Source organism: Phenylobacterium sp., assembly GCF_035475775.1.
Taxonomy (GTDB): Bacteria; Pseudomonadota; Alphaproteobacteria; order Caulobacterales; family Caulobacteraceae; genus Phenylobacterium.
Genome location: NZ_DATIMC010000039.1, coordinates 1 through 9140 on the forward strand (window position 1 = coordinate 1; position 9140 = coordinate 9140).

Genomic DNA, 9140 nt, shown 5'->3' on the forward strand with positions numbered 1-9140 from the left:
CTGGCTGTTCGGCAAGGCGATGTCGATCTACGGCGGCTCGTCCGAGATCCAGAACAACATCATCTCCAAGCGCATCCTGGGCCTGCCGGACACCACGCAGTCGACCTGAGGCTACCCACCGGCGGCTGCGAGCAGGGCGCCGGTGAGGAAGATCGGGACGGCGCCTAGGGAGCCGAAGCCGAAGACCCCGCAAGAGGATGCCTGACTCCACCGTCATTGCGGGCATCGTCATCCCATCGACCTCGCCGCTATTTCTGGCCGGTGTCGGTGTTCATGTTGGCGCTGGACTGGTGTGCGTCGCCGCCGGGGCGCTGGCGATGCTGAGCCGGAAGCGGCGCGGTCGTCACTCGACAGCTGGAACTGTGTACTTCTGGGGGCTCGCAGTCCTCTGTGCGTCGGCGGCAGTACTGGCCGTGGTCCGCTGGCCGGAAGACAATGTGCTGTTGGCCCTGGTCTTCATCGCGTTCGGAGCGGCGTACCTAGGGCGTCAGGCCATGCGAAGCCGCCATGCGGTGCGCCTGCACATCACCGGCATGGGCGCGTCCTACATCGTCATGCTGACGGCCTTCTACGTGGACAACGGCAAGTTCCTGCCGCTCTGGCGCGATCTGTCGCCGCTCGCCTACTGGCTCGTACCCGCCGCCATCGGGCTCCCAATCATGGGATGGGCGCTCTTACGTCACCCGCTCGTTCGGGGTGTGCATTTGCAAGAGACATAATTGCCCCCGCAAGCCTCGGCGCACGCGGCGCCGGCTCGCAAGCAGCATCCCCCCGAAGGCCTCGGCCTCGCGGGAGGAACAACGACTGTGAAGGACGCCATGCCCAAGGGCCGCAAGCGGCCGCCCGTGCAGATGCCGCGGGCGGACGGCAACTGCAGGCGCACCTGCTACTCGGCGAGCCTGGCGCTGGAGATCTGCGCCAGGCTCGCGAACGGGGAGAAGTGGGCCCTGATCTGCAACCGGGGCCGGCTGCCACACTGCAGCGCCTTGTCGAAGTGGCGCGACAAGCATGCCGAGTTCGCGGAGGCGCTGGCCCAGGCGCGGGAGATCGCCCGCGAGCGCGCGGGCCCGCTCACAGGGGATGATCTCGAACACCTGAAAGGACTTCTGATGGCCAAAAAGGCAAGCGGGCCAGGCAAGCCGCGCCCAGGACGCCGCAACATCGTTCACGTGCGGTATGGGCCGCGTGTCGCCCGGGAGATTTGCGAGCACTTGGCGGCCGGCGAAATCTGGAGCCAGATCGCCGGCGCCGGCAGGCTGCCCTCCGTCGCGACCTTCTACCGCTGGCGACGCGATTTCCCCGAGTTCGCAGCCGCTGTCGAGGACGCGCGGCGCTACGCGGCCGAGGCGAGGTTCGACGCGGCGCTGGTCGTGGCGCAGGCGTCCACGCCGGCGACGGTGCAGTCGGACAAGCTGCACGTCGCGACGCTGTTCGCCCATGCCGAGAAGCTGGACCCGGACCGGTTCGGGCGCGGCGCCGGCTCCGGGGAGCCGCGCATCCGCCGGATCGTCATCCGCCGGTTCGAGCGGGCGGTGCGCGAGGACGGGACCGAGTACGTCCGCGCCATCGACAGCGTGCAGGAGCAGGAGGATGAGCGATGACCGCTGCCAGCGAGGCGCCGCGGAAGAAGGCGGTTGGAAAGCCGCCACGCAAGACGCCGGGGGCGAAGCCCAATCCGGGTGAGCTGAAGCTTCCGGGATGGGAGCCACGGCTCTACCAGTTGCCGCTCTGGGAATACCTGCAGGCCGGCGGCGCGCGCGCCGACGTCGTGGCGCATCGCCGGTGGGGCAAGGACGAGGTGGCGCTGCACTGGGCCGCGGCGGCCGCGAGCCAAAAACGCGGCGTCTACTGGCACCTGCTGCCGGAGGCGGCCCAGGCGCGGAAAGCCATATGGGACGCGGTCAATCCGCACACGGGCAAGCGGCGGATCGAGGAGGCTTTCCCGCGCTCGATCCGGGTCAGACGGAGCCACGCCGAAATGAAACTCGAGCTGGAGAACGGCTCCGTCTGGCAGGTGGCGGGGTCGGACAACTACAACTCGCTGGTGGGCTCGCCGCCGGTGGGGGTGGTGTTCTCGGAGTGGGCGCTCGCCAAGCCCGACGCCTGGAGCTACATCCGCCCGATCCTGGCGGAGAACGGCGGCTGGGCGCTGTTCCTGTGGACGCCGCGCGGGCGCGGGCACGCGACGCGGGCGTTCGAGGTCCGGGCGCGCGATCCGCAGTGGTTCACGCTGAAGTCGCCGGCCACCGCCACCGACGTCTTCACCCCCGAGCAGCTGGCCCGGGAGCGGTCCGAGCTGATCGCCGAGCTGGGCTCGGCCGAGGAGGGCGAGGCGAGGTTCGCCAGCGAGTACCTCGTGGATTTCGAGGCGGCGACGCCGGGCGCCTACTACGCCAGCCTGATCGGCGAGGCGGAGCGGGCCGGCCGCATCGGACGCGTCCCGTTCGATCCGGCGCTCAGGGTGGACACCGCCTGGGACCTGGGCATCGACGACTACACGGCGATCTGGTTCTTCCAGCAGGCCGGGCGCGAGGTGCGCGTGATCGACTACCACGAGACGCGCGGCGAGGGCCTGGAGGCGATCGTGCGCGAGGCGCTGGCGGGGAGGCCGTGGACGTACGGCGCCCACCACCTGCCGCACGACGTGATGGTGCGCGAGCTCGGGGCGGCCGGGCGCTCGCGCTACGAGACCCTGCGCGGGCTCGGGCTTTCGGCGATCGAGGTGGGCGCAGCCATGGACCCGGAGGAGCGGATCAACGCCGCGCGGCTGATGATCCCCCTGTGCTGGTTCGACGCCGAGCGCTGCGGGCTGGGGCTGGAGCGGCTGCGCGCCTACCGCAAGCGCTGGAGCCGGGCGACGCGCACTTACGCCGGGCCGCTGCACGACGAGGCGAGCCATGCGGCCGATGCGTTCGGCGAGTTCGCCGCCAACCGGCGCGGCGGGGCTGCGCTGGCGCGCCCGGCGCGGCGGGTCCTGCACGAGCCGCTGGGGTGGATGGGGTAGGAGAGCCGGTTGCGGGCTGCGCCGCTCTCAGAGCCGGGACGACCTCGGCGGCTCCGCCGTCTCGGCCCGCTTCTGGCGGCGGCCGTCGCGCCAGAGGAAGACGACGGCCACGGCGAAGCAGGCGATCGCCAGCGCGGTGGCGGCGAGCAGGGGCTCGAGGATCTTGTGGAGGTCGTCCGGGCTCATCGGAGCCATAACGCGCGAGGCGCGGCGCGGGACGAACTCAGCCTCGTTCGGCGAGCAGGCGCTCCACGGCGTCGTGCTCCTGGGCGGCGGCGCGGATCAGGATGCGGCGCACCCCCTCCATCGCCTGCACGGCCTTGGGCGTATAGGAGAGCGCGTGGTCCCGGCGGCGGATGAGGCCGTCTTCGACCAGGGCGCGGACCTTGCGCCGCACCGTCTCCTCCGGGATGCCGCTGCCGGCCGACAGCGACTTGACGTTGGTGGCGAGGCTGGGCAGCTCGGCCATCTCGCCGGCCAGCACCCGGTCGAGGTCGAGCCCGGAGGCGCCGCGGTGCTCGGCGGTGCGCAGCGCGATCATCAAGAGGATGTGCAGCTTCTCGATGTCGCCGCCGAAGGCGTGCTGGGCTTCGGTCAGCAGATCGACGAGCGGCGCCACAAGATCCTTGGCGATCCGCGGGTAGTTCTCGCGCAGCAGGGGTTCCAGGGGATGGGCCATCCCGCCGTCGGAACGTGCGCCCGCGCGCGCCGTTCCGCGGACCGGGCGGCTGCAACGCTCAGCCTGAAGGGGCCGGGCGGGAGGCCCGGGAACGTCGGCGGGACCGGCCAGCGGTCCCGCCGCGTCCGATCACTTCGGGGCCGTCGCGGCGGCCTTGTCGGCCTTCTTGGCCATGTGGTGCTTGGCGTGATGCTTCATGTGATGGGCCTTGCCGTGGTGCTTGGCCGCGGCCGGCTTCTCCGGCGGATTGGGGATCGGCTGCATCTCGGCGAGCGCGGTCCCGGCGGACAAGCTCAGGGCGGCCGACAGGGCCACACCGATCATCGTAAGTTTCAAGAACACCTCCCTCGGTTCGATTGCTCCCGGCGATTCGGAATCGTGCGCCCAGTCACAATCCGCAGCAAGCGGCATTGTCGCAGGCGCCGGGCGTGGTATCGCGGAGGCGCCGATGGACCAGACCACCCATATCCTCGCGCTCGAAGCCCGGCTCGACGAGATGCAGGCGAGCCTGATGGCGCACGACCTGCTGGTCCGCTCGCTGCTGGCGCACCTGGCGCTGGCCGATCCCGAGGCGTTCAAGACGGTGGAGCAGAGCCTGGGCGCGCTGAAGTTCTTCCGCCAGGGCGGCGGCGGCGGCGAGCTGCCGCGCGAGGTGGCCGACGAGATCGCCCTGATCCTGGGCGAGATCGACACCCAGGTGGCGAAGCGGCGGTGAGCGGCCCGCCCAGAGCGCCCCGGCGTTAAGACGCCGTTCGCCAAACCCCGTTAGCGTCGACGATCCTGAGGAAGGGTCGGCCGCGATGTTCGAGTCCTGGTTCGACGAGCGGTTCGTCAGCGCCGGGGCCCAGAGCTACCGCCTCTCGCCGGTCCGCCTGGGCTTCGCCGCCGTGCTCTGGTGGGTGCTGGGCCACGCCTGCGGCTGGACCGCCGCCGGCGCCTGGGCCGCCACGGTGCTGGGGCTGGAAATCCCCATGCGGCTCACCGGCCGGCCGATGGCCCAGGGCCGGTCGGTCAGCCGGGCGCACGCCTGGGCGACGTTTGGGACCTACGCCGTCGCGATCTCCGCCTGGAGCAGCGTCGGCGTGATCCTCTGGACGGCGCGCTCGGCGGCCGCGGAGGTGACCGCGGCGGCCTTCTTCGCGGGCCATCTGCTCTATGTGGAGGCCCACCACAGCCGCTCGCCCGGCGCGATGATCCCCGCAACGCCGGCGCTGGCCGCGCCACTGCTCACCATCGGGCTCTCGCCCCACTTCTCGGGCATGGACCAGCTGATGGTGATGATCGCCATGATCGCCGTCGTCGGCCATGCGGTGATCGGCATCTATGTGGGCTCGGCGAACTTCAAGCAGCTGGTCGGCGTGACCCGCCAGCTTCGCCGGCAGAAGGAGCGCGCCGAGCAGGCGAGCGCCGAGATGGCGGCGGCCCGCGACCAGGCGGAGGCGGCCAGCCATGCCAAGAGCGCCTTCCTGGCCACCATGAGCCACGAGATCCGCACGCCGCTGAACGGGGTGCTGGGCATGACCCAGGCGATGTCGGCGGACCGCGGGCTTTCCGAGGCGCACCGGGCGCAATTGCAGGTGATCCGGCAATCCGGCGAGTCGCTGCTGGCGGTGCTGAACGACATCCTCGACCTTTCCAAGGTGGAGGCCGGCAAGCTCGAGCTGGAGATCATCGCCTTCGACCTGGGGGAGGTGGTCGGCGTCGCGCACCAGGCCTTCGCCGCCGTCGCCGCCGAGAAGGGGCTGGCCTTCGAACTGGTCTTCTCGCCGGCCGCCGCGGGCCGCTACCGCGGCGATCCGACCCGCATCCGGCAGATCCTCTACAACCTGATGTCGAACGCCGTGAAGTTCACCGAGCGGGGCGCGGTCCGCGTGAGGATCGAGCGGGCCGCCGACGAGCGGCTGGCGATCGCCGTGGAGGACACCGGCCTCGGCATCGCCCCGGAGCAGCTGGAGCGGCTGTTCGGCAAGTTCGAGCAGGCCGACGCCTCGACCACGCGGCGCTATGGCGGCGCCGGGCTGGGCCTCGCCATCTGCCGCGAGCTCGCCGGGCTGATGGGCGGGACGATCACGGCGCAGAGCCGCCCGGGCGAGGGCGCGCGCTTCACCCTGAGCCTGCCGCTCGAGCGGATCGGCGAGGCGGCCCCGGAGAGGCCGGCGCCTGCGCGCCGCCGCAAGCCCGCGCGGCGCGCGCCGGCGCGGCCGCTGCGGGTGCTGGCGGCGGAGGACAATGCGGTCAACCAGCTGGTGCTGAAGCTGCTGCTGGCCGAGGTGGGCGTGGAGCCGCTGCTGGTGCGGACCGGCGCGGAGGCGCTCGCGGCCTGGGAGGCCGAGGCCTTCGACCTGATCCTGATGGACGTGCAGATGCCGGTCATGGACGGGCCCACCGCGACGCGGGCGATCCGCGCCGCCGAGGCCGCCGGCGGACGCGCCCGCACGCCGGTCGTGGCGCTCACCGCCAACGCCATGGCCCACCAGGTCGCCGAATACCTGGCGGCGGGCATGGACGGCCACGTGGCCAAGCCGATCGAGGCGCGCCGGCTCTATGAGGTGATCGAGGCGGCGCTGGCCGGTGCGGCCGAGGCGCCGAAGCCCCGCCGGCCCGTTCGCCGCCGCGCCTGAGGCGTCGGCGGGCCCAGGCCTTTCGTTCGCAGTTTGTTCTTGACGCCCGCGCGCGAATTTGCGACAATTCCGGCATCGTCGAGAGTTGCGCCCCGCGAGGGCGCGGCGCCGGGCTGGCGCCCGCACGAGGTTCATCCATGTCCGCCGAAGACCAAGCCGCCGGGCCGGCCGAAGCCGGCGCGCGGGCGCTCGCCGCGCTGCGCCGGATTCTGGTGGTGGAGGAGGGGCGGCGCACCTGCGTCTACGCCGACAGCCGGGGCTTGGCGACGGTCGGCATCGGCCACCTGGTGCGCCCCGAGGACGGGCTCGCCATCGGCGAGGCGATCTCGCAGGCGCAGGTGGATTCGCTGTTTGCGGCCGACGGGGGCCGCGCGCTGGCGGCGGCCGAGGCGCAGGCGCGGGCGGCGGGGATCGCCGATGCGGCGTTCGTCGTGCGGCTGGCGGCGGTGAACTTCCAGCTCGGGACGGGCTGGACGGCGGCGTTCCCGAACACCTGGCGCCTGATCCTGGCGCGCGACTATGCGGCCGCCGCCGACGAGCTGGCCGGATCGCTCTGGGCGCGCCAGACGCCGCGGCGCGTCGCGGCGTTCCAGGCCGCGCTGCGGCGGCTCGCGAGCGGCTAGGCGGTTCGCACGCAGACCGGCGGGAGGTTCGCGTTTTGTTCTTGACGGCCGCGCGCGAATTTGCGACAATCCGGGCATGGTTGAGAACTGCGTCTCGAGCCCGGTGGCGGGCTGAAGCGGGCGCGGGACCGGCCCTCCGATCCTGAGACTCCGAGGCGGCTTTCGGGCCGCGCCATCGAACCCGACGGGCCACGCGTCCGCGCGGGCCAAACCTGTTGAGGCATCCATTGTCCGACGACGAGATCATCCGCGAGGCGCGCGAGGCCTTCGAGCTGGCCGCCGACGCCGAGGCCGAGAACCGCCGCGAGGCGCTGGACGACCTGCGGTTCGCCCGGCTGGGCGAGCAGTGGCCGGAGCGGGTCCGCAGGGAGCGGGAGCTGGACGGGCGGCCGTGCCTGACCATCAACCGGCTGCCGGCCTTCATCCGCCAGGTGGTCAACGACGCGCGGCAGAACAAGCCCGCCATGGTGGTGCATCCGGTGGACGACGCGGCGGACCCGGCGACCGCCGAGGTGCTGAACGGCCTGATCCGGCACATCGCGCAGTCGAGCGACGCGGAGGTGGCCTACGACACCGCGCTGGACTTCGCGGTGACCGGCGGCTTCGGCTACTTCCGGATCAACACCCGCTACGCCTGCGACGACAGCTTCGACCAGGACCTGGCGATCGAGCGCGTGGCGAACCCGTTCTCGATCTACGGCGACCCGAACGGGACGGCCGCGGACTCCTCGGACTGGAATGTGGCGTTCGTGGTCGACACGCTGCCGAAGGCCGCCTTCGAGGCGCGCTGGAAGGGCGCCGATGCGGTCGACTGGGGCGCGGATTCCTACGCCTCGCTGACCGGCCCCTGGCTGGACGGCGAGCGGGTGATGGTCGCCGAATACTGGCGGCGCGAGCCGGTGACGCGGACCATCCTGGCGCTCTCCGACGGGCAGGTGGTCGAGGCCGGCGTCTACCAGGCGCAGAGGGCGATGTTCGACGCCCTGGGCGTTTCGGTCATGGGCCGGCCGCGGGAGGTCGCGAGCCACAGGGTGACCCAGCGGGTCCTGACCGGGGCGGAGGTGCTGGAGACCGTCGACTGGGCCGGCAGGTTCATCCCGATCGTGCCGGTCTATGGCGAGGAGCTGCACGTCGACGGGAGGCGCCGGCTGCGCAGCCTGGTGCGCGACGCCAAGGATCCGCAGCGGATGTTCAACTACTGGCGCACGACCACGACGGAGCTGGTGGCGCTGGCGCCCAAGACGCCGTTCATCGGGCGCAAGGGGGCCTTCGAGACCGACAGCGCCAAATGGGCGACGGCCAATATCCAGACCCACGCCTACATCGAATACGACGGGCCCGAGCCGCCGCAGCGCCAGCCCTTCGCCGGTCCGCCGGCGGGCGCCATGCAGGAGGCGCTCTCGGCCTCCGACGACATGAAGGCGATCATGGGCCTGCACGATGCGAGCCTGGGGGCGGCCTCGAACGAGACGTCGGGGCGGGCGATCCTGATGCGGCAGCGGGAGGGCGACGTCTCGACCTTCCACTACATCGACAACCTGAGCCGGGCGCTGCGCCACGCCGGGCGGATCCTGATCGACCTGATCCCGAAGGTCTATGGGACCGCGCGGGTGATCCGGGTGCTGGGGGCCGACGGAGCGGCGCAGAGCGTGCCGATCAACCCCGCCGAGCCGGGCGCGGGCCAGGCCGCGGGCGAGCTCGGCAAGATCGAGAGGATCTACGACCTCACCGTCGGCAAGTACGACGTCACCGTGGAAACCGGACCTTCCTTCACCACGCGGCGGGAAGAGGCGGCCAACCAGATGATCGAACTGATCCGCGCCTATCCGCAGGCCGCGCCGCTGATCGGCGATCTGCTGGCCAAGAACCTGGACTGGCCGGGCGCCGACGAGATCGCCGAGCGGCTGAAGACGCTGCCCGGCTGGTACTACGAGGACGGGTGGATCCGCCGCGTGTTCAAGACCGACGGCTGGCCCACCACGCTCATGCTGGTGAACGCCATCGGCTACGTCGCCGAGGCGGCGAACCATCATCCGGACCTCTCCGTGACCTGGGCGCGCGTGGGCGTCAAGCTCAAGACGCACAGCGCCGGCGGGGTTACCGACAAGGACTTCGCGCTCGCCCGCCAGGTCGAGGACGTGGCACTGTGGCGCCCGGCCGCAGGCGGCGCGCTTACCGGCACGCCTAACAAGTTCGTGCGGAGCGGCGAACGC

Annotated in this window: 10 protein-coding genes; 7 read left to right on the plus strand and 3 right to left on the minus strand. The window is 71.7% G+C overall.

All coding sequences use genetic code 11. The features are described from left to right. Positions 1–197: 197 nt before the first annotated feature. The 3 genes from VLI41_RS04775 (at position 198) to VLI41_RS04785 (ending at position 3004) form a co-directional block, all read left to right on the plus strand. Positions 198–719 (plus strand): hypothetical protein, encoded by a 522-nt coding sequence (locus tag VLI41_RS04775; RefSeq protein ID WP_325266914.1) that lies wholly within the window; start codon positions 198–200, stop codon positions 717–719. 99 nt (positions 720–818) lie between these two features. Beyond that, positions 819–1601: a hypothetical protein gene (locus VLI41_RS04780; protein ID WP_325266915.1), complete on the plus strand. Its 783-nt coding sequence runs from the start codon at positions 819–821 to the stop codon at positions 1599–1601. Next, a complete protein-coding gene (locus tag VLI41_RS04785) occupies positions 1598–3004 on the plus strand; it encodes a hypothetical protein (protein ID WP_325266916.1) in 1407 nt (468 codons plus the stop codon). The genes VLI41_RS04780 and VLI41_RS04785 overlap by 4 nt, the downstream gene beginning before the upstream one ends. Before the next feature lie 27 nt (positions 3005–3031). Here VLI41_RS04785 and VLI41_RS04790 read toward each other — a convergent pair whose 3' ends face one another. From VLI41_RS04790 to VLI41_RS04800, 3 genes are all read right to left on the minus strand, one after another. Further along, positions 3032–3190, minus strand: coding sequence for a hypothetical protein (locus tag VLI41_RS04790; RefSeq protein ID WP_325266917.1), 159 nt, complete (start codon positions 3188–3190; stop codon positions 3032–3034). Between the two features lie 37 nt (positions 3191–3227). Then, positions 3228–3683, minus strand: a complete 456-nt coding sequence (locus VLI41_RS04795) for a hypothetical protein (protein WP_325266918.1) — start codon at positions 3681–3683, stop codon at positions 3228–3230. A 129-nt stretch (positions 3684–3812) separates the two neighbouring features. Further along, positions 3813–4019, minus strand: coding sequence for a hypothetical protein (locus VLI41_RS04800; protein ID WP_325266919.1), 207 nt, complete (start codon positions 4017–4019; stop codon positions 3813–3815). Between the two features lie 112 nt (positions 4020–4131). On the opposite strand from VLI41_RS04800, the gene VLI41_RS04805 reads away from it, so the two are divergent. From VLI41_RS04805 to VLI41_RS04820, 4 genes are all read left to right on the plus strand, one after another. Next, on the plus strand, positions 4132–4398 hold the full coding sequence (locus VLI41_RS04805) for a hypothetical protein (protein WP_325266920.1): 267 nt from the start codon (positions 4132–4134) through the stop codon (positions 4396–4398). Positions 4399–4483: 85 nt separating this feature from the next. Further along, a complete protein-coding gene (locus VLI41_RS04810) occupies positions 4484–6304 on the plus strand; it encodes an ATP-binding protein (RefSeq protein WP_325266921.1) in 1821 nt (606 codons plus the stop codon). A gap of 137 nt (positions 6305–6441) precedes the next feature. Next, positions 6442–6927, plus strand: a complete 486-nt coding sequence (locus VLI41_RS04815; protein ID WP_325266922.1) for a glycoside hydrolase family protein — start codon at positions 6442–6444, stop codon at positions 6925–6927. Positions 6928–7154: 227 nt separating this feature from the next. Continuing rightward, positions 7155–9140 (plus strand): 4a-hydroxytetrahydrobiopterin dehydratase (locus VLI41_RS04820; protein WP_325266923.1); only part of this gene is annotated, 1986 nt, incomplete at its 3' end.